Below are 18,129 nucleotides of genomic sequence, written 5' to 3'. Positions count from 1 at the left end.
CGGGCCTCGAGCGCGCCGTACGTGCTGGTCATGGACGGGGACCTGCAGCACCCGCCCGAGCTCATCCCGACGATGCTCGCGCGGGCCGTCGAGCCCGAGGTCGACGTCGTGGTCGCCTCGCGGTACGTCGGCGAGGGGTCCAGCGCCGGGCTGGCGAACGTCGCCCGGCAGGCCGTGTCGTCCACGTCGACCGCCGTGACGCGCGCGATGTTCCCGGTACGGCTGCGGGACTGCTCCGACCCCATGACCGGGTTCTTCGTCGTCCGGCGCGCGGCGGTCGACCTCGACGCGCTGCGGCCCCGCGGCTTCAAGATCCTGCTGGAGATCCTCGCGCGGCACCCCCTGCGGGTGGTCGAGGTGCCGTTCGTGTTCGGTGCGCGGTTCGCCGGCGAGTCGAAGGCCAACCTCGCGCAGGGGCTGCACTTCGTGTGGCAGCTGGCCGGTCTGCGGTTCGGGCGCATGTCGCGCTTCGCGATCATCGGCGGGATCGGTGCGCTCGCGAACATCGCGATCGTCGCGATGCTCACGTCGCTCGGCACGGGGTGGTTCGCGGCCGCGATGATCGCGGCCGAGGTCACGATCGTGGGGAACTTCCTGCTGCAGGAGCGGTTCGTGTTCCGCGACCTGCGTGACGAGGGCAAGGGCGTGTGGGCCCGGTTCGGGCAGTCGTTCACGTTCAACAACGTCGAGACGCTCGTGCGGATGCCGGTCATGGCGCTGCTGGTCGAGACCATGCACGTCGCCGCGGTGCTCGCCACGGCGATCACCCTGGTCGTCGCGTTCGTCGTGCGGTTCACGTTCCACTCGCGGATCGTCTACCGCCCGCGGCGCTCCTCGCGCCGGGCCGAGCTCGTCGAGCGTGAGGCCGAGCAGGCCGGGGCGCCGCCCGCGCCGTCCAGCGAGCACGTCTGAGCCGCCGGGGTCCGCAACGTCGGGGTCCGCACGTCGGCGTGCGTGCCGGCGCGGCCCCCCGCAGGATCGTGGTGCACCCCCTGGAGGCCACCATGACCGAGCACGCCGACGCGCCGATCGACCTCGAGCTCGTGCGCACCTACATCAACGACCACGTGACCGGCGCGACAGCGGTGTCCGCACGCGTCGCCCGGATGAGCCGCAACCCCGATGCGGGCGGCGACGCCCCCGCGCTCGCGGAGCTCGCGCACCAGCTCCGCGAGGAACGCGACGTGCACGAGGCCACCGCGCGCGACCTCGGGTTCGCGATGTCGCGCTGGAAGCACCTGGGTGCGGCGCTCGCCGAGCGCGTCGCCCGGCTCAAGCCCGACGGTCGCTGGACGCGGCGCTCACCGCTGTCGCTCGTGCTCGAGCTGGAGATCCTGCGCTCGGGCCTCGAGGGCAAGCGGCTGGGCTGGGTGACGCTGCGCGAGCACGCCGACGCCCTGGGCCTCGACGCCGACCGCCTCGACGCGCTCGTCGCGCGCTCGCGCGAGCAGGCCGACACCGTCGAGGCGATCGTGGCCCGGGCGCGCGAGCGCGCGTTCGCGGCACCGGGGGAGCGGACGTCGGCCGACGACGCCTAGGCTGCTCGCGGACGGAGGTCGCGATGGACGCGCTGCAGCGGTGGATGGACGACGTGGTGCCGGCGCTCGGCGTGGACGCGGACCTCGTGTCCGCCACGACCGACGACGTGCTCGACATGGTGAAGGACGTCGCGCACGGGGTCGTGCGACCCGGTGCGCCGCTGACGGCCTACCTCGTCGGCCTCGCCGCCGGCCGGGCCGCGGCCGAGGGGCGGGACCCCGCCGAGGCGGTGCGCGAGGCGCTCGCGCGCGTCGACGCCCTCGTCACGGGGTGGGAGCAGACCCCGGCCTGAGCGCCGCGTCCCGCGCGGCCGTGAGGTCGGCCGGGTCGTCGACGTCGAGCGTCATGCGCGGGTCGACGCTCACGGCGACCGTGCGCAGCCCGGTGAGCAGGTGCCGTGCCGGGCGGCCGTGCGGCGCGTCGTCGAGCCGGTCCCGCACGGCGGCCAGCCGGTAGGCGGCCAGCAGCGGCTGCGGCCGCCCGTCCGGCCCGGTCGCGACGGCTGCCTCGGCGTCGGGGCGTCCCACCGCGGCGCGCAGGGACGGCACGGCCTCCCCGGCGAACGGCTGATCCCCGGCGACGACGACCACGACCTGCGTCGTCGGGTGCGCGGCCAGCGCGACCACGACGCCCGCGGCGACACCCGCGAACGGTCCGCCGCCCGGCGGCTCCTCGCGCGCCCACAGGACCGTGCGCGGCACCGCGCGCGGCGCGCCGACCACGACGACCGGCAGGTCCGCCAGCTCGGTGAGGAGCCGGTCGAGCACCGGGCGTCCCCCCACGTCGAGCGCGGTCTTGTCGACCCCGCCCATGCGGCGCGACGTGCCGCCGGTGAGCACCACGACGACGGCCGGTGCGAGGGTCACGGCGCCACGCTACGCGTCACGCCACGGCGGCGGCCACGCGGGCGGCGTAGGTCGTCGCGGGGTCGTCGGCGACCGCCTGCGGCGTGCCCCGCTGCGCCGCCCGACCGTCCTCCAGGACGAGGAGCTCGTCGGCGAGGTCGAGCGCGTCGCGCAGGTCGTGCGTCACGAGCAGCGTCGGCAGACCGCGGGCGACGTGGCGCCGGACGACGTCGCGCGCGAGCGACCGCGTCTCGACGTCGAGGGCGCCGAACGGCTCGTCGAGCAGCAGCGCGCGCGGGTGGACGGCGAGCGCGCGGGCGATCGCGACCCGTTGCGCCTGACCGCCCGAGAGCCGGTCGGACCGCGCGCGGGCGTGCGCCGCGAGCCCGAGCTCGGTGAGCAGCGCGTCGGCGGCCGTGCGCGCCTCACGTGCGCGCGTGCCCTGCGCCCGGGGCCCGAACGCGACGTTCTCGCGCGCCGACAGGTGCCCGAACAGCAGACCGTCCTGCAGCGCGACGCCCAGCCGGCGGTCGCGCGGGGGCACGGTCGTCCCCGTCGTGGTGTCGTCGAGCACGGCACCGTCGAGGTGCACGTGCCCGGCCGTCAGCGGGGTGATCCCGGTGAGGGCCTCGAGCAGCGTCGTCTTGCCGCTGCCGTTGGGGCCCATGACGGCGAGCACGCCGCCCGTCGGGATCGTCAGCCGGACGTCGAGCGAGAACGTGCCACGCTCGACGACGACGTGCGCGTCGAGGGTCACCGGTCCCCCCTCCGGGTGCGCCCGCGGCCGGGAAGGCCGCCGACCCACCGTCCCCGCATCGCGACCAGCACCGCCACCGACACGACCAGCAGCAGGACCGACATCGCGACGGCCTGCTCGGGCGCGGTGTCCATCGCGAGGTAGACCGCGAGCGGGACCGTCCGCGTGGTGCCGGGGAAGTTCCCGGCGAACGTGACGGTCGCGCCGAACTCCCCGAGCGCGCGCGTGAAGCACAGCGCCGCACCGGCCGCGATGCCGGGGGCGACGGCCGGGAGGGTGACGCGGCGCAGCACGTAGGCGGGGGTCGCGCCGAGCGTCTCGGCCACGAGGGCGCGCCGGCGGTCGGCCCCGCGCAACGCACCCTCGACGGTGAGCACGAGGAACGGCAGCGCCACGAACACCTGGGCGAGGACGACCGCGACCGACGTGAACGGGACCGTCACGCCGAACCACGTGTCCAGCCGCGACCCGAGGAGCCCGCGGCGGCCCAGCAGCAGCAGCAGCGCGACGCCACCCACCACGGGGGGCAGCACGAGCGGCACCGTCACCAGGGACCGGACCAGCCAGCCGCCGGGGAGGTCGTCCCGGGCCAGGACCCACGCCAGCGGGACGCCCACGACGAGGCAGACCGCCGTCGTGCAGCCCGCCGTGACGAGCGACAGCCGCATCGCCCCGACGACGGCGGGGTCGGCGACCAGGTCGACCATGTCGGCCCACGGCGTCGCGGCGAGCAGCGCCACGAGCGGCAGGACGAGCAGCGCGAGCCCGACGACCGCCAGCACGCCCAGGACGAGCGTGCCGACCGGTGGGCGGCGGAGCGCATGCCTGTTCGGCCTCCGACCGGCACCGGGCGGCGGCGAGGCGCCCGCACCGGTCGGTGCGGGCGCGGCGCCCGTCGCGGCGGGGGTGGTCACGGGACGTCGAACCCGGCGTCCTCGAGCGCCTGGCGACCGACCGGCCCCTGGAGCAGCGCGACGAACGCGGCGGCGGCCCGCGGGTGCGGCGCGTCGGGCACGACGAGCGCGGGGTAGTCGGTCGGCACCTGGACGTCGGCGGGGACGTCGATGCCCTCGACCGCGCCGTCGGCCGCGATGACGTCGGTCCGGTAGACCAGGCCCGCGTCGGCCTCGTCGAGCTGCAGGCGCGTGAGGACCGCGCGCACGTCCTGCTCGAGCGTGTCGGGCGCGGGCGTCACGCCGGCCTTCGCCAGGACCTGCGCGCCGACCGCGCCGCACGGCACCTCGGCCGCGCACAGCGCGACGGTCCGGGCGGGGTCGGCGAGGTCGGCGAGCGTCGTGACGCCGCCGGGGTTGCCGGCGGGCACCGCGATCTGCAGCTGGTTGGTCGCCACGACGACGGGGTCGCCGCCGAGCGCGTCGGTCACGGTCGTCATGGTCGCGGGGCTCGCGGTGACGATCACGTCGGCCGGGGCGCCGCTGACGACCTGCGTGGCCAGGGCCGAGCTGGCGCCGAAGCTCGTCTGCACGGTCAGGCCGGGGTGCTCGGCCTCGAGCACTGCGGCGAGGTCGGTCACGACGTCCGTGAGCGAGGCCGCGGCGAGCACCACGAGGGTCCCCTCGAGCGTCTCCTCGGCCGGCGCGACGGTGCTCGCACCGGGCGTCGGGGTCGCGGCGCTCGGTCCGGCGTCCGGGGCCGCGGTGCCGGTCGAGGAGCAGCCCGTCAGCGTGAGCGCGGCCACGAGCAGCACGACGGGAGCCGTGCGGAGGGTGCCGCGGGACGGCAGGCCGGCCCGCGGGTGCGGGGCGTCCGGGACGGTCATCGGGTCTCCACGTGCTCGACGGCGACGTTGGTCGCCTTGACGGAGGCGACGGCCACGACGCCGGGCTCGAGGCCCAGGTCGTCCGCGGCCTCCCGGCTGATGAGGGACACGAGCCGGTACGGGCCCGCCTGGATCTCGACCTGGGCCATCACGGTGTCGCGCACGACGCGCGTGACGATCCCGCGCAGCCGGTTGCGGGTCGAGCGCTGGTCGCTGCCGGGCTCGGGCTCGGTGCCGAGCTCCTGCGCGAGCCGGGCGAGCGCGCCGCCGTCGACCGCGTGGTGCCCCGTGCCGTCGCGGGTCGACGCGAGCCGTCCCGCGTCGATCCAGCGGCGGACGGTGTCGTCGCTCACGCCCAGGAGGGTCGCGGCCTCGCTCACGCGGTAGGTCGGCATGCGCCCACAGTACGAGGTGGTGACCGCAGATGCGGGGGAGAACGTCGTGGATATCCGCATCTGCGGGACGTGTGCGCGGTGCCCCGCGCTCGATGCGGCGCTGAGGGGCGGGCTGCCTACCCTGGACCCGTGCCCCACGACACCTCGCGCCTGCACCCACCGGCGCGCCGCGTCGTCGTCGCCGACGTCACGGCCGCACGCGTCGACGTCGCCGCGCTCGCGGACGCCGTCGGCGACGCCGCCGCCGGAGCCGTCGTCACGTTCGCGGGCGTCGTGCGCGACCACGACCACGGCCAGGGCGTGACCGGGCTGGAGTACGTCGCCCACCCCGACGCGGGCGCCGTCATCGCGCGCGTGGTCGCCGACGTCACGGCCCGTAGCGCCGTCGACGCCGTCGCCGTGGTGCACCGGGTCGGCGCGCTCGCCGTGGGGGAGTGCGCGCTCGGCGTCGCGGTGTCGGCGGCCCACCGCCGCGAGGCGTTCGAGACGGCCGCGCTGCTCGTCGACGAGGTCAAGGAGCACCTGCCGGTGTGGAAGCGGCAGGACCTGACCGCCGGCGGCCACGAGTGGGTCAACAGCGCCTGACGCGCGCGGGGACGCCGCGCGGGCGGCACGCGGCGGGGGCCGCGACCGTCGACGACGGCCGCTCAGCCGCCGGCGAACGGCGGCAGCACGTCGACGCGCGCGGGCGCGCCCACGGGTTCGTCACGGTCGCGGTGCAGCACGCCGTCGACCAGCAGCGCGCAGCGCGCCGCCACCGCGCCGAGCGCGTCCCCGTGGCGGGCGGCCAGCAGGTCGAGCAGCCCACCGACGGTCGCGTCGGCGGGCACGTCGACCCGCTCGGCGTCGAGCCCCGCGGCCTCGGCCGCCGCCGCGAAGTACCGCACCTCGACCGTGTGCGTCCCGGTCGTCGTGCCGGTCGTCGTGCCGTCCACCGTCGTCATCCCCCGATCGCGCTCATGGTGCGGGCCGGCTGCAGGAACGACGGGTCGTCGATGCCGTGGCCGGCGGCCTTGCCTCGCTGCGCGGCACGCCACGCGTCCGCGACGGCCGCGTCGTCCGCCCCGCCGCGCAGCAGCCCGCGCAGGTCGTCCTCCTCGCGCGCGAACAGGCAGCTGCGCACCTGCCCGTCGGCCGTCAGTCGCGTCCGGTCGCACGCGCCGCAGAACGGCCGCGTGACCGAGCCGATCACGCCGACCGTGGCTCCCGCGTGCCCGCGGACCGTCCACGTCTCGGCCGGAGCCCCGCCGCGGGCGCCGTCGGGCTCGGCGACCAGGTCGTACGCCGCCGACAGCGCGTCGAGGATCTCGCGCGCCGTCACGAGGTCCTCGCGCCGCCACGAGCCGTGCGGCCCGAGCGGCATCTGCTCGATGAAGCGCAGGTGGTAGCCGTGCTCGAGCGCCCACGCGAGCAGCGGCACGGCCTCGTCGTCGTTGACGCCGCGCTGCAGCACCGCGTTGACCTTGACCGGCGTCAGGCCCGCCTCGACCGCGGCCGCGAGGCCCGCGAGCACGTCGGCGTGCCGGTCCCGCCGCGCGATCCGCGCGAACCGCTGCGGGTCGAGCGAGTCCAGCGACACGTTGACGCGGTCCAGCCCCGCCTCGGCCAGGGATCGCGCGCGCTTGTCGAGCCCGAGCGCGTTGGTCGTCAGCGCCGTGCGCACCCGGGCGCCGTCGGGCGTGCGCAGCGCGGTGGTCGCGGCCACGATGCCCTCGAGGCCCCGCCGCAGCAGCGGCTCGCCCCCGGTGAACCGGACCTCGCGGATGCCCAGGCGCTCGACGCCGATGCGCACGAGCCGCACCACCTCGGCGTCGGTCAGCACCGTGTCGTCCGGCGCCCACGGCAGGCCCTCGGCCGGCATGCAGTAGGTGCACCGCAGGTTGCACCGGTCGGTCAGCGACACGCGCAGGTCGGTGGCGACCCGGCCGTACCGGTCCACCAGTCCCTGCGCGCGCGGCTCCGAGCCGCCCGCGGCGCTCACGGCTCGCATCCCACGATGGTACGGACCGCACCGGCGACGGCCGGCCGCGCACGGTCCGGGGCGGGGTGCCGCCGGCGATAGGTTGGGCGCATGGTCGAGGTCCCTCCCGCGCGGGCCGACCTGGCTCCGCGCGTCGTCCGTCCGCTCGACGAGCACGCCGCCGCGGTGCTCGCGCTGGCGGGGCCGCTGCCCGCCGTCACCGTGCCGCTCGCGCAGGCCGCGGGCCGCGCGCTCGCGGCCGACGTGCGCAGCGGCGTCGACCTGCCGCCGTGGGACTCCTCGGCGATGGACGGGTACGCCGTGCGCACCGCCGACCTGCGCCCCGGGGCCCTGCTCGACGTCGTCGACGACGTGCCCGCGGGGGACACGCGCGAGGTGTCCGTCCCGGACGGCGCCGTGGTGCGGATCATGACCGGGGCGCCCGTGCCGAGCGGTGCCGACGCGGTGCTGCCGGTCGAGCTCACCGACGGCGGCACCACCCGGGTGCGGATCGACGACGTGGTCGCCCCGGGGGCGCACGTGCGGCGCCGCGGCGAGGACGTGCGCGCCGGCGACGTCGTGCTGCGGGCGGGCGACGTGCTCGGCGCCGGCGCCGTCGGGCTGCTCGCCGCGACGGGCCACGCGCACGTAGCGGTGCACGCCCGGCCCCGGGTCGCGGTGCTGTCCACCGGCTCCGAGCTGGTCCCGCCCGGGACCCCGCTGCGGCACGGGCAGATCCACGAGTCCAACGGCCCGCAGCTCGCGGCCGCGGCCGCCGCGGCCGGTGCCGAGGTCGTGCTGCTCGCCGCGGTGCGCGACGACGTCGACGGCGTGCGGGCCGCGCTCGCCGACGCGGCCGCGCGGGCCGACGTCGTCGTCACGACCGGCGGCGTGTCGGTCGGCGCGTACGACGTCGTGCGCGACGCGCTGCTCGCGGGCGGGCGCGCCGAGCTCGTGCACGTGCGCATGCAGCCCGGCAAGCCGCAGGCGGTCGGCGTGCTGCCCGACGGCACGCCCGTGCTCGGCCTGCCCGGCAACCCCGTGAGCTGCTTCGTCTCGTTCGAGCTGTTCGTGCGGCCGCTGCTGCGCCGCATGCTCGGCGCGGCCGACGTGCACCGCCGCCGGCTCACCGCCACCGTGCCGGACACGCTGCGCTCGCCCGACCGTCGGCGCCAGCTGCTGCGCGCGCGCCTGGACTGGACCGGCGGGACGCCCGTGGCCGTGCCCGTCGGCGGCCCCGGGTCCCACCTGCTCGGCGCGCTCGCGCGCGCCGACGCGCTGATCGACGTCCCCGAGGACGTCACGCACGTCGCGGCGGGGGCCGCCGTGACCGTCATCGACCTGAGGGAGCACGACGCGTGAGCCGGTCCGACCGCCTGACCCACGTCGACGCGCGCGGCGCCGCGCGCATGGTCGACGTCGCCGAGAAGGACGTGACCGTGCGCACCGCGCGCGCCACGGGCCGGCTCGTGACCACGCCGCAGGTCGTCGCGCTGCTGCGCGGCGAGGGCGTGCCGAAGGGCGACGCGCTCGCGGTCGCGCGGATCGCCGGCATCCAGGCGGCCAAGCGCACGCCCGACCTCGTGCCGCTGTGCCACCCCATCGCGATCCACGGCGTCACGGTCGACCTCGAGGTCGTCGACGACGGCGTGACGATCGAGGCCATGGTCCGCACCGCCGACCGCACGGGCGTCGAGATGGAGGCGCTCACGTGCGTCGCCGCCGCGGGGCTCACGCTGGTCGACATGGTCAAGGCGGTCGACCGCGGCGCGCACCTGACCGACATCCGGGTCGAGGAGAAGGCCGGCGGGCGCAGCGGGACGTGGACGCGTGACTGACGTGCCCGCGCGGCGCGCGGTCGTCGTCACGGCCTCGGACCGGGCCGCGGCGGGCGAGTACGCCGACCGCTCCGGCCCGCTGCTCGTCGCGGGCCTGCGGGAGCTGGGCCTCGCGGTCGACGACGCCGTGGTCGTGCCCGACGGCGCACCGGTCGAGCGCGCGCTGCGCGACGCCGTGGCCGCGGGCGTCGCGCTGGTCGTGACGACGGGCGGCACGGGCCTGGGCCCGCGCGACCGCACGCCCGAGGCGACCCTCGCGGTCGTCGAGCGCGTCGTGCCCGGGATCGCCGAGGCGCTGCGGGCCGACGCCGTGCGCCGCGGCGTCGCCGCGGGCGTGCTCTCGCGCGGCGTGGCCGGGGTCACGGGGGGCACGCTCGTCGTCAACGTCGCCGGGTCGACGGGGGCCGTGCGCGACGCGCTCGAGGTGCTCGCCGGCGTCCTGCCGCACGCGCTCGCGCAGCTCGCGGGCGGCGACCACTGACGTCCGCGCGTCATGCGCCGCGCGCCGCCGCGACGCGCGCCCACGCCGCGAGCCCGCCGGGCAGGTGGCGCACGTCGCGCACGCCGGCCGCGCGCGCGAGCGTCGCGGCGTGCTCGGCCCGTGCACCGACGCGGCACACGAGCACGAGCGGTCGGTCGGGGTCGAGCTCGGTGAGCCCCTGCTCGGAGGCGAACCGCGCGAACGGCACCGAGCGCGCGCCGGGCAGCGGGGCCGCGGCGGCCTCGGGCGCGTCCCGCAGGTCGACGACGTCGACGTCCGGGCGCGACGTGAGCAGCCGCAGGACCTCGGCGACGCCGCTCAGGGCGCCGTCGTCGGCCGCGGTCCCGGCGCCGGCGCCGACCGACCGGACGGCGCGCACCGGTCGCGTGCCTGACCCGGTGCGTGCGTCGGACCCGGTGCGCGTGCCGGGCCCGGTGCGCGTGGGGACGGGCACGTCGGCCGCCGCGCGGCGACGCACCGGCACGTCCTGCCACGTGCCCGCGAACGCGTCGTGCACCGCGACCCGGCCCAGCAGCGTGCGACCCGTGCCGCACACGAGCTTGACGGCCTCGAGCGCCATCGCCGCGCCCGCCGCGGCGCAGACCGCGCCGAGCACGCCGTCGACCGCGCACGACGCGACCGAGCCGTCGGACGGCGGGCCGCCGAACACGTCGCGCAGGTCCACGCCCTCGCCTGCGGGCGGGTCGGACCAGAACGTGCTGACCTGCGCGTGCCCGCGCTGCAGCGAACCCCAGACCCACGGCACGCCCAGCCGCGCGCACACGTCGTTCACGAGGTAGCGCGTCGCGAAGTTGTCGGTGCCGTCGACCACGAGGTCCCAGCCGTGCAGCACGTCGTGCGCGTTCGTGTCGTCGAGGCGCACGGCGTGCGTCACGACCTCGACCGCGGGGTCCACCGCGTGCACCGCGTCGGCGGCCGAGTCGACCTTGCGGCGTCCCACGTCGGCCGTGCCGTGCACGACCTGCCGCTGCAGGTTCGAGGGCTCGACGACGTCGTCGTCGACCACGCCGAGCGTGCCGACCCCCGCGGCCGCCAGGTACAGCAGGACGGGCGACCCCAGGCCGCCCGCGCCGAGCACGAGCACGCGCGCGGCCAGCAGGCGGCGCTGCCCGACCTCTCCGACCTCGTCGAGCACGAGGTGCCGCGCGTAGCGGGACACCTGCTCCGCCGTGAGCGGCGGACCGGGCGCGACGAGCGGCGGCAGGGCGGGGCTGGTCACCCGTGCGACCCCGTGGCGACGCTCGTCACGGTCGTGAGCAGCAGGACGCTGTCCGCCAGGGCCAGCACCGAGTGCCGCTCGTGCGTGAGCTCCCACAGCTCGCCGGCGGCGACGTCCCGCTGCACGTCGCCGTCGACCTCGACGCGTACGTGCCCCTGAAGGGCCTGCAGCGACGCGGCCGGGGGAGACGCGTGCTCACCGAGCCGCGCCCCCTCGACGAGCGCGATGACGGTCTGCCGCAGCTCGCCGTCGTGCACCACGAGCTGCGCGCTGCGGCCGTGCGGGTCGGTGCGGGCCGCGGCGAGGTGCTCGGCGGCGAGGGCGGTGAGGTCCGGCATGGGTCGATCCTCCCAGGGCTCGGTGACGGACGGATGTCGACGGTCTCACAGGCGCGGGCGGGCTCCCGGGCGCTCGACGCGCTCCCAGCCGGGCCGCACGGCCCGCGACGAGCCGCTCGCCCGGTCGCGCGAGCGGTACACGACGTACGGCCGGAACAGGTAGCCGACGGGCGCCGAGAACACGTGCACGAGCCGCGTGAACGGCCAGATCGCGAACAGGACCAGCGCGCTGAGGACGTGCAGCTGGAACATCAGCGGCACGTCGGACATGAGCGCGGGCTGCGGCTGGAACGTCAGGAGGCTGCGGATCCACGGCGAGATGCTGCCGCGGTAGTCGTACGCGGCGCCGAAGACCTGGTACAGCACGGTCGCGGCGGTGCCGAAGCCCAGCGTCGCGGCGAGCACGACGTACATGAGCTTGTCCGAGCGGGTCGTGGCGAGGAACACCGGCCCGACCATGCGGCGTCGGTAGATGAGGATCACCAGGCCCGCGATCGTCAGCACGGCGGCGGCCGTGCCCATCCACGTCGCGCCCAGGTGGTAGGCGTGCTCGTCGATCCCGATCGCCTCGAGCCACGTGCGCGGGACCAGCAGGCCGACGACGTGGCCCGCGATGACCATGAGGATGCCCAGGTGGAACATGGGCGAGCCCCAGCGCAGCAGCCGGTTCTCGTAGACCTGCGACGAGCGTGTCGTCCAGCCGAACTGGTCGTAGCGGTAGCGCCACACGTGCCCGACGACGAACACGGCGGCCACCGCGTACGGCAACGCGACCCACAGCAGCGTGTCGGTGGGGGTCATGCCGGGACCTCCGAGCGGACGGTCGGGAAGGGGAGCAGCGGGGTGTCCATGCCGACCGTCTCGGTCGGGGGGCCCTGCGTGAGCAGCGCCGCGAACCGGGCGGCCGTCGCGTCGTCGACGGGCGGCAGCGTGAGGCACACCGCGTCGAGCAGGTGCGCGTACGGCGAGCCGTAGCCGTGCAGCGCCGAGCGCAGCACCTCCAGCCCGTCGCGGTGGCTCGCGAGCAGCACGTCCGGGACGGGGCCGCGGTCGCGTGCCGACAGCTCGAGGACGCCGGGCAGGTGGTCGGGCAGCTCGTCCTCGCGCGGCTGCCAGCCGCACGCCCGGAACGCCTCGGAGAACCGGACGAGCGCCATGCCGCGCCGTCGCGTGTCGCCCGCACCGTAGTAGGTGAGGTACAGCGCGCAGCGGCGGCGCAGGTCGAACGTCTGCACGTAGTGCGCCTGCCGGTCGGTGAGGTCCCACGCGCCGACGGCGTCGACGAACGCGAGCAGCGCGTCGCGCACGGCGCCCGGCAGCGACGCCGCCGCCTCGCGGACCCCCGCGAGCTGCGCGTCGTGGTCGGGCCCCGGGTGGTCGAGCAGCAGCGCGGCCGCCATGTGCGCGGTCGCGCGCTGCTCGGCGTCGACCCGCACGGGGTCGAGGAACGGCAGGACCGGGAAGCGCCGGCTCATCGGTGCGCCTCGTCCGGCGTGCCGGGACCCTCGCCGTACCCGGGTTCCCCGGGCGCGGGCGGGAACATGCCGGCCGGTGCGCCGTTGCCGTCCCAGTTCAGCAGGTTGACGCGTTCGGGCGTGCCGTCACCGGCTGGCGCCTGGTCCGCCTGCTGGCGGTGCCGCAGCGCGTGGAACGTCTCGACCGACGCGCGCATCGGTCGTCCCGAGGAGGACCCGAACGGCCCGGCGCCGCCCATGCCCGGGCCGCCCTCGGTCTCGAGCGAGCAGCCCGTGGCGATCTCCTCGAGGTCGCGTGCGACCTCGGCGTGCGCGACGGGGATGACGTACCGGTCCTCGTACTTGGCGATCGCCAGCAGCCGGTACATCGCCTCCATCTCCTCGGCGTCCATGCCGACGGCCGCCGCGATGCGCTCGTCCTGCTCGACGCCGAGGTTGACGTTGCGCATGTGCGCGCGCATCGCCGCGAGGCGCTGCAGGACCTCGCGCACGGGCTCGACGTCGCCCGCGGTGAACAGCCCCGCGAGGTACTCCAGCGGGATCCGCAGCCGGTCGATCGCCGCGAACAGCGTCGGGGCGTCCTCGCCGTCGGCACCCGAGCCGGACACGACGTCGACCACGGGGGACAGCGGCGGGATGTACCAGACCATCGGCATCGTGCGGTACTCGGGGTGCAGGGGCAGCGCGACCTGGTACTCGCTGATGAGCCTCCAGATCGGCGAGCGCTGCGCGGCGTCGATCCAGTCCTGCGGGATGTCGGCGGCGCGGGCGGCCGCGACGACCTCGGGGTCGTGCGGGTCGAGGAACACCGAGCGCTGCGCGTCGAGCAGCGCGTGCTCGTCCTCGACCGACGCGGCCTCGAGGACCTTCTCCTCGTCGTACAGCACGAGGCCCAGGTAGCGCAGCCGCCCCACGCAGGTCTCGGAGCACACGGTCGGCAGCCCGACCTCGAGGCGCGGGTAGCACATCGTGCACTTCTCGGCCTTGCCGGTCTTGTGGTTGAAGTAGACCTTCTTGTACGGGCAGCCGGTGACGCACATGCGCCACCCGCGGCACTTGTCCTGGTCGACCAGGACGATGCCGTCCTCCACGCGCTTGTACATCGCGCCCGACGGGCAGGAGGCGACGCACGACGGGTTGAGGCAGTGCTCGCAGATCCGCGGCAGGTAGAACATGAACGTCTGCTCGAACTCGGCCTTGACCTGCGTGCTCATGCTCGCGAGCACCGGGTCGTCGGCCATCGTCTCGCCCGCGCCGCCGAGGTTGTCGTCCCAGTTGGCCGACCACGTGATCTTCATGTCGTCGCCCGTGAGGAGCGACTTGGGCCGGGCGACGGGGGTGTGCTCGCCCTGCGGCGAGGACAGCAGCACGTCGTAGTCGTACGTCCACGGCTCGTAGTAGTCGTGGATCTCGGGCAGCGTCGGGTTGGAGAAGATGTGCGCGAGCTTGCTCAGGCGCCCGCCCGCGCGCAGCTTGAGCCGTCCGCGGCGCGTGCGCACCCAGCCGCCGCGCCACCGGTCCTGGTCCTCGTACGTGCGGGGGTAGCCGATGCCGGGGCGGGTCTCGACGTTGTTGAACCACACGTACTCGACGCCCGTGCGGTTCGTCCACGCCTGCTTGCAGGTCACCGAGCAGGTGTGGCACCCGATGCACTTGTCGAGGTTCATCACCATCGCCATCTGGGCCATCACACGCATCGGGCACCTCCGGGGGACGCAGCGGTCAAGGCGGGCGGCGTGGTCGCGCGCAGGGTCGCGGCGGCCATCAGTACTGCACCTCCTGCGAGCGGCGGCGGATCGTCGTGACCTCGTCGCGCTGGTTGCCGGTCGGGCCCAGGTAGTTGAACGCGAACGACAGCTGCGCGTACCCGCCGACCAGGTGGCTCGGCTTGAGCAGCACGCGCGTCAGGGAGTTGTGGATGCCGCCGCGCAGCCCCGAGACCTCGGAGCGGGGGACGTCCACCGTGCGGTCCTTCGCGTGGTACATGTACACGGTCCCGGCGGGCATGCGGTGCGACACGATCGCGCGGGCCACGACGACGCCGTTGCGGTTGTACGCCTCGATCCAGTCGTTGTCCTTCACCTCGATGGCGGCCGCGTCCTGCGGGGACATCCAGATGGTCGGGCCGCCGCGCGAGAGCGACAGCATGAACAGGTTGTCCTGGTACTCCGAGTGGATCGACCACTTGGAGTGCGGCGTCAGGTACCGGACCGTGACGGCCGCGTGCCCGCCGTCGGGGTCCGCCGCGCCGAGCCGCGAGTCGCCGAACAGGCGGTGCATGTCCAGCGGCGGCCGGTAGATCGGCAGGGCCTCGCCCAGCTCGGTCATCCAGTCGTGGTCGAGGTAGAAGTGCTGGCGGCCGGTGAGCGTGTGCCACGGCTTGTGGTGCTCGACGTTGACGGTGAACGCCGAGTAGCGGCGGCCGCCGTGCTCCGACCCCGACCACTCGGGCGACGTGATGACGGGCACGGGCCTGGCCTGCACGTCGGCGAACCGGATGCGGTCGCCCTCGTGGTCGCGCGCGAGCTCGGCGAGCGACGTGCCCGTGCGCTGCTCGACGTGCTCGAAGCCCTGCACCGCGAGCCGCCCGTTGGTCGTGCCCGACAGCGCGAGGATCGCCTCGCATACGTGACGCGCGTCGGTGAGCAGCGGCTGACCCGCCGCGATCCCCGAGGCGACCGTGCCGTTGGTGCGCGCGAGCGCGGCGACCTCCTTGTCGGGGGAGAACGCGACGCCCTTGGTCACCATCCCGGCCTTCGCCGTGAGCGGGCCGAGCGCGCCCCAGCGGTCCCCGATCGTCGCGTAGTCCCGCTCGACGACGACGAGCTTGGGCATCGTCACGCCGGGGCGCAGGTCGGACGCGGGGACCGTCCCGTGCGGCGTCGCGAGCTCGTCGGGCGTGTCGTGCAGCAGCGGCATGGCGACGACGTCGCGGCGCGTGCCGAGCCGCTCGCCGCCCAGCCGCTGCACCTCGCGTGCGAGCGTCCCGAAGATGTCGAAGTCGGTGCGGGTCTGCCACGGCGGGTTGATCGCCGGGTTGAACGAGTGCACGAAGGGGTGCATGTCCGTGGTGGACAGGTCGTACTTCTCGTACCAGGTGGCCGCGGGCAGCACGACGTCGGAGAACAGCGTGGTCGACGTCATGCGGAAGTCGCTCGTGACCAGCAGGTCGAGCTTGCCGCGCGGCGCCTCGTCGCGCCACGTCATGGTCGTCGGGCGGCGCTCCGGGCCGGCCTCCTGCGCGCGCACGGCCGCGTCCGTGCCGAGCAGGTGCCGCAGGAAGTACTCGTTGCCCTTGCCCGAGGACCCGAGGATGTTGGCGCGCCAGACGTTGACCACGCGCGGGAAGTTCCGCGGGTCGTCGGGGTCCTGGCACGCCCAGCCCAGCCGGCCGGCCTTGAGCTCGTCGACCACGTGCTGCGCGGGCTCGACGCCCGCCGCGGCGGCCTCGTCGGCCAGGTCGAGCGGGTTGCGGTCGAACGTCGGGTAGCTCGGCATCCAGCCGCGCTGCGCGGACTCCACGAGGCAGTCGGCGGTGGTGCGGCCCGCGAACTGGCCGCGCGCGAGCGGGCTGGCCAGCGCGTCGGCCGGCAGCCCGTCGTACCGCCACTGGTCGGTCGCGAGGTACCAGTACGCCGTCCCGATCATCTGGCGCGGCGGGCGCGCCCAGTCCAGGCCGAACGCGTACTGCGCCCACCCGGTGACGGGCCGGCACTTCTCCTGCCCGACGTAGTGCGCCCAGCCGCCGCCGTTGACGCCCTGGCAGCCGGTCATGTGCACGAGCGCGAGGAACGTGCGGTAGATCGTGTCGGAGTGGAACCAGTGGTTGGTCCCGGCGCCCATGAGGATCATCGACCGGCCGCCCGAGTCCTCGGCGTTCTGCGCGAACTCCCGTCCGATGCGCGCCGCGGCCTGCGCCGGGACCGACGTGATCTCCTCCTGCCACGCGGGCGTGCCGGGCGACGACGCGTCGTCGTACCCGGTCGGCCACGTGCCCGGCAGGCCGTCGCGGCCCACGCCGTACTGCGCGAGCATGAGGTCGAAGACGGTGGTCACGAGGTGCTCGCCGACGCGTCGCACGGGCACGCCGCGGCGGACCACGCCCGCACCGCCCTCGTGCTCGCGCCCCGCCTCGGGGGCCACGTCGAACCGCGGCAGGTCGATCGCGACGGACGTGCCGTCCCACGACGCGAGGTCGGCGACCGACAGCTGCGGGTCGAGGTCGCCCAGCAGCAGGTTCCACTCGCCGGCCTTGGCGGGGTCGAACCGGTGGCCCAGCGTCCCGTTCGGGACGGTCGGCGTGCCGTCGGCGTCGAGCACGACCGTCTGGAACGCGCCGTCGCGGTCGGCCGTGGGCTCGGGGAGCTGGTCGCCCGTGAGGAACTTGTCGGGCACGTACGCGTCGCCGCGCGGCTCGAGGCGCACGAGGTGCGGCGCGTCGGTGAACCGCTGCATGTACTGCGCGAACCGCGGCGTGCGGCGCTCGACCAGGAACTCGCGCAGCACGACGTGGCCCATCGCCATCGCGAGCGCGCCGTCGGTGCCCGGGTGCGGTGCGAGCCACTCGTCGGCGAACTTCGTGTTGTCCGCGTAGTCGGGGCTGACCGTGACGACCTTCTGGCCGCGGTAGCGCGCCTCGGCCATGAAGTGCGCGTCGGGCGTGCGCGTGACGGGGACGTTCGATCCCCACATGACGAGGTACGCGGCGTTCCACCAGTCGGCGGACTCGGGGACGTCGGTCTGGTCGCCGAACACCTGGGGCGAGGCCACCGGCAGGTCGGCGTACCAGTCGTAGAACGACAGCATCGTGCCGCCGAGCATCGAGACGAACCGCGAGCCGGCGCCGTGCGACACCATCGACATCGCCGGGATGGGCGAGAAGCCCGCGATCCGGTCCGGGCCGTACTCCTCGATCGTGTGCACGTGCGCAGCGGCGACGATCTCGGCCGCCTCGTCCCACGTCGCACGCACGAGGCCGCCCTTGCCGCGGGCGCGCTTGTACGCCGGGTCGGGGTCGGCCGTGACGGCCTTCCACGCCTCGACCGGGTCGCCCAGACGCGCCTTGGCCTCGCGGTACGCGCGCAGCAGCGTGCCGCGCACGTACGGGTAGCGGATGCGCGTGGGCGAGTACGTGTACCAGGAGAACGCCGCGCCACGGGGGCAGCCGCGCGGCTCGTACTCGGGGGAGTCGGGGCCGACCGACGGGTAGTCGGTCTGCTGCGTCTCCCACGTGATGATGCCGTCCTTGACGTACACCTTCCACGAGCACGAGCCCGTGCAGTTGACGCCGTGGGTGGAGCGCACGACCTTGTCGTGGCTCCACCGGTCGCGGTAGAACGCGTCACCCTCGCGGCCGCCCTCGAGGAAGACGGTGCGCAGGTCCGGTGACACCTCCCCGGGGCGCAGGCGCGCGCCGAGCCGCAGGAGCGCCTCCGCGGGGCCGGAGTCCGTGGGGACGTGGCGGGGGCTGGTGGTGGTCAT

Annotated in this window: 20 protein-coding genes; 7 read left to right on the top strand and 13 right to left on the bottom strand. The window is 75.6% G+C overall.

Annotated features, from left to right (window positions below):
• From ATM99_RS04255 to ATM99_RS04245, 3 genes are all read left to right on the top strand, one after another.
• A partial coding sequence (locus tag ATM99_RS04255) for a GtrA family protein (RefSeq protein ID WP_062101693.1) occupies positions 1–912 on the top strand: 912 nt, incomplete at its 5' end.
• Between the two features lie 92 nt (positions 913–1,004).
• Positions 1,005–1,538, top strand: coding sequence for a hypothetical protein (locus tag ATM99_RS04250; RefSeq protein WP_150118111.1), 534 nt, complete (start codon positions 1,005–1,007; stop codon positions 1,536–1,538).
• Positions 1,539–1,561: 23 nt separating this feature from the next.
• Positions 1,562–1,831 (top strand): DUF6457 domain-containing protein, encoded by a 270-nt coding sequence (locus tag ATM99_RS04245; protein ID WP_062101690.1) that lies wholly within the window; start codon positions 1,562–1,564, stop codon positions 1,829–1,831.
• Here ATM99_RS04245 and ATM99_RS04240 read toward each other — a convergent pair.
• Genes ATM99_RS04240 through ATM99_RS04220 form a run of 5 tightly spaced genes read right to left on the bottom strand, consistent with a single transcriptional unit; the run spans position 1,803 to position 5,316 of the window.
• Positions 1,803–2,405, bottom strand: coding sequence for a molybdenum cofactor guanylyltransferase (locus ATM99_RS04240; protein ID WP_062101689.1), 603 nt, complete (start codon positions 2,403–2,405; stop codon positions 1,803–1,805). The two genes, ATM99_RS04245 and ATM99_RS04240, sit on opposite strands and share 29 nt — an antisense overlap.
• Before the next feature lie 16 nt (positions 2,406–2,421).
• Positions 2,422–3,141, bottom strand: a complete 720-nt coding sequence (locus tag ATM99_RS04235) for a sulfate/molybdate ABC transporter ATP-binding protein (protein ID WP_062101688.1) — start codon at positions 3,139–3,141, stop codon at positions 2,422–2,424.
• Positions 3,138–4,055, bottom strand: a complete 918-nt coding sequence (locus tag ATM99_RS04230) for an ABC transporter permease (RefSeq protein WP_062101687.1) — start codon at positions 4,053–4,055, stop codon at positions 3,138–3,140. The genes ATM99_RS04235 and ATM99_RS04230 overlap by 4 nt, the downstream gene beginning before the upstream one ends.
• Positions 4,052–4,921 (bottom strand): molybdate ABC transporter substrate-binding protein, encoded by an 870-nt coding sequence (gene modA, locus ATM99_RS04225; protein WP_082659252.1) that lies wholly within the window; start codon positions 4,919–4,921, stop codon positions 4,052–4,054. Before modA ends, ATM99_RS04230 begins: the two co-directional genes overlap by 4 nt.
• Positions 4,918–5,316: a molybdopterin-binding protein gene (locus ATM99_RS04220; protein ID WP_062101686.1), complete on the bottom strand. Its 399-nt coding sequence runs from the start codon at positions 5,314–5,316 to the stop codon at positions 4,918–4,920. Before ATM99_RS04220 ends, modA begins: the two co-directional genes overlap by 4 nt.
• 129 nt (positions 5,317–5,445) lie before the next feature.
• Between ATM99_RS04220 and ATM99_RS04215 the strand changes: the two genes are divergently transcribed.
• Entirely contained in the window at positions 5,446–5,901 is a 456-nt protein-coding gene (locus ATM99_RS04215; RefSeq protein WP_062101685.1) for a molybdenum cofactor biosynthesis protein MoaE, read from the top strand.
• Between the two features lie 62 nt (positions 5,902–5,963).
• Here the strand turns inward: ATM99_RS04215 and ATM99_RS04210 are convergent, their stop codons facing one another.
• Together ATM99_RS04210 and moaA are read right to left on the bottom strand one after the other, a co-directional pair.
• Positions 5,964–6,260, bottom strand: coding sequence for a MoaD/ThiS family protein (locus tag ATM99_RS04210; protein ID WP_062101684.1), 297 nt, complete (start codon positions 6,258–6,260; stop codon positions 5,964–5,966).
• The gene (gene moaA / locus ATM99_RS04205) at positions 6,257–7,306 is read right to left on the bottom strand and encodes a GTP 3',8-cyclase MoaA (protein ID WP_062101683.1); all 1,050 of its coding nucleotides are present in this window, start codon (positions 7,304–7,306) and stop codon (positions 6,257–6,259) included. Before moaA ends, ATM99_RS04210 begins: the two co-directional genes overlap by 4 nt.
• Positions 7,307–7,387: 81 nt before the next feature.
• Here moaA and glp point away from each other — a divergent pair, with 81 nt between their 5' ends.
• The 3 genes from glp to ATM99_RS04190 are packed head-to-tail and all read left to right on the top strand — an operon-like array spanning position 7,388 to position 9,595.
• Positions 7,388–8,638: a gephyrin-like molybdotransferase Glp gene (glp, locus tag ATM99_RS04200; RefSeq protein WP_062101682.1), complete on the top strand. Its 1,251-nt coding sequence runs from the start codon at positions 7,388–7,390 to the stop codon at positions 8,636–8,638.
• Positions 8,635–9,114 (top strand): cyclic pyranopterin monophosphate synthase MoaC, encoded by a 480-nt coding sequence (moaC, locus tag ATM99_RS04195; protein ID WP_062101681.1) that lies wholly within the window; start codon positions 8,635–8,637, stop codon positions 9,112–9,114. The genes glp and moaC overlap by 4 nt, the downstream gene beginning before the upstream one ends.
• Complete coding sequence (locus ATM99_RS04190) at positions 9,107–9,595, top strand: molybdenum cofactor biosynthesis protein B (RefSeq protein ID WP_062101680.1); 489 nt, start codon at positions 9,107–9,109, stop codon at positions 9,593–9,595. Before moaC ends, ATM99_RS04190 begins: the two co-directional genes overlap by 8 nt.
• A 10-nt stretch (positions 9,596–9,605) precedes the next feature.
• Here ATM99_RS04190 and ATM99_RS04185 read toward each other — a convergent pair whose 3' ends face one another.
• From ATM99_RS04185 to ATM99_RS04160, 6 genes are all read right to left on the bottom strand, one after another.
• Positions 9,606–10,835 carry a ThiF family adenylyltransferase gene (locus tag ATM99_RS04185; protein WP_062101679.1) on the bottom strand — a complete coding sequence of 410 codons (1,230 nt, stop codon included), beginning with the start codon at positions 10,833–10,835 and terminating at the stop codon, positions 9,606–9,608.
• A complete protein-coding gene (locus ATM99_RS04180; RefSeq protein WP_062101678.1) occupies positions 10,832–11,173 on the bottom strand; it encodes a hypothetical protein in 342 nt (113 codons plus the stop codon). The genes ATM99_RS04185 and ATM99_RS04180 overlap by 4 nt, the downstream gene beginning before the upstream one ends.
• 45 nt (positions 11,174–11,218) lie before the next feature.
• Positions 11,219–11,974 carry a respiratory nitrate reductase subunit gamma gene (narI, locus tag ATM99_RS04175; protein ID WP_062101677.1) on the bottom strand — a complete coding sequence of 252 codons (756 nt, stop codon included), beginning with the start codon at positions 11,972–11,974 and terminating at the stop codon, positions 11,219–11,221.
• A complete protein-coding gene (gene narJ, locus ATM99_RS04170; RefSeq protein WP_062101676.1) occupies positions 11,971–12,648 on the bottom strand; it encodes a nitrate reductase molybdenum cofactor assembly chaperone in 678 nt (225 codons plus the stop codon). The genes narI and narJ overlap by 4 nt, the downstream gene beginning before the upstream one ends.
• Positions 12,645–14,345 (bottom strand): nitrate reductase subunit beta, encoded by a 1,701-nt coding sequence (gene narH / locus ATM99_RS04165; RefSeq protein WP_062101675.1) that lies wholly within the window; start codon positions 14,343–14,345, stop codon positions 12,645–12,647. The genes narJ and narH overlap by 4 nt, the downstream gene beginning before the upstream one ends.
• A 67-nt stretch (positions 14,346–14,412) precedes the next feature.
• Positions 14,413–18,129 (bottom strand): nitrate reductase subunit alpha (locus tag ATM99_RS04160; RefSeq protein ID WP_062101674.1); only part of this gene is annotated, 3,717 nt, incomplete at its 5' end.

It is taken from the genome of Cellulomonas sp. B6 (assembly GCF_001462455.1).
Taxonomy (GTDB): Bacteria; Actinomycetota; Actinomycetes; order Actinomycetales; family Cellulomonadaceae; genus Cellulomonas.
Note: the sequence above shows the minus strand (reverse complement) of the source record. Positions and strands in the feature narration are given on the sequence as shown.

Coding starts and splice junctions, on each gene's coding strand:
- ATM99_RS04250 (WP_150118111.1), top strand. CDS start 1,005: ATGACCGAGCACGCCGACGCGCCGATCGACCTCGAGCTCGTGCGCACC.
- ATM99_RS04245 (WP_062101690.1), top strand. CDS start 1,562: ATGGACGCGCTGCAGCGGTGGATGGACGACGTGGTGCCGGCGCTCGGC.
- modA (WP_082659252.1), bottom strand. CDS start 4,921: ATGACCGTCCCGGACGCCCCGCACCCGCGGGCCGGCCTGCCGTCCCGC.
- ATM99_RS04220 (WP_062101686.1), bottom strand. CDS start 5,316: ATGCCGACCTACCGCGTGAGCGAGGCCGCGACCCTCCTGGGCGTGAGC.
- ATM99_RS04210 (WP_062101684.1), bottom strand. CDS start 6,260: ATGACGACGGTGGACGGCACGACGACCGGCACGACGACCGGGACGCAC.
- moaA (WP_062101683.1), bottom strand. CDS start 7,306: ATGCGAGCCGTGAGCGCCGCGGGCGGCTCGGAGCCGCGCGCGCAGGGA.
- glp (WP_062101682.1), top strand. CDS start 7,388: ATGGTCGAGGTCCCTCCCGCGCGGGCCGACCTGGCTCCGCGCGTCGTC.
- ATM99_RS04180 (WP_062101678.1), bottom strand. CDS start 11,173: ATGCCGGACCTCACCGCCCTCGCCGCCGAGCACCTCGCCGCGGCCCGC.
- narI (WP_062101677.1), bottom strand. CDS start 11,974: ATGACCCCCACCGACACGCTGCTGTGGGTCGCGTTGCCGTACGCGGTG.
- narJ (WP_062101676.1), bottom strand. CDS start 12,648: ATGAGCCGGCGCTTCCCGGTCCTGCCGTTCCTCGACCCCGTGCGGGTC.
- narH (WP_062101675.1), bottom strand. CDS start 14,345: ATGCGTGTGATGGCCCAGATGGCGATGGTGATGAACCTCGACAAGTGC.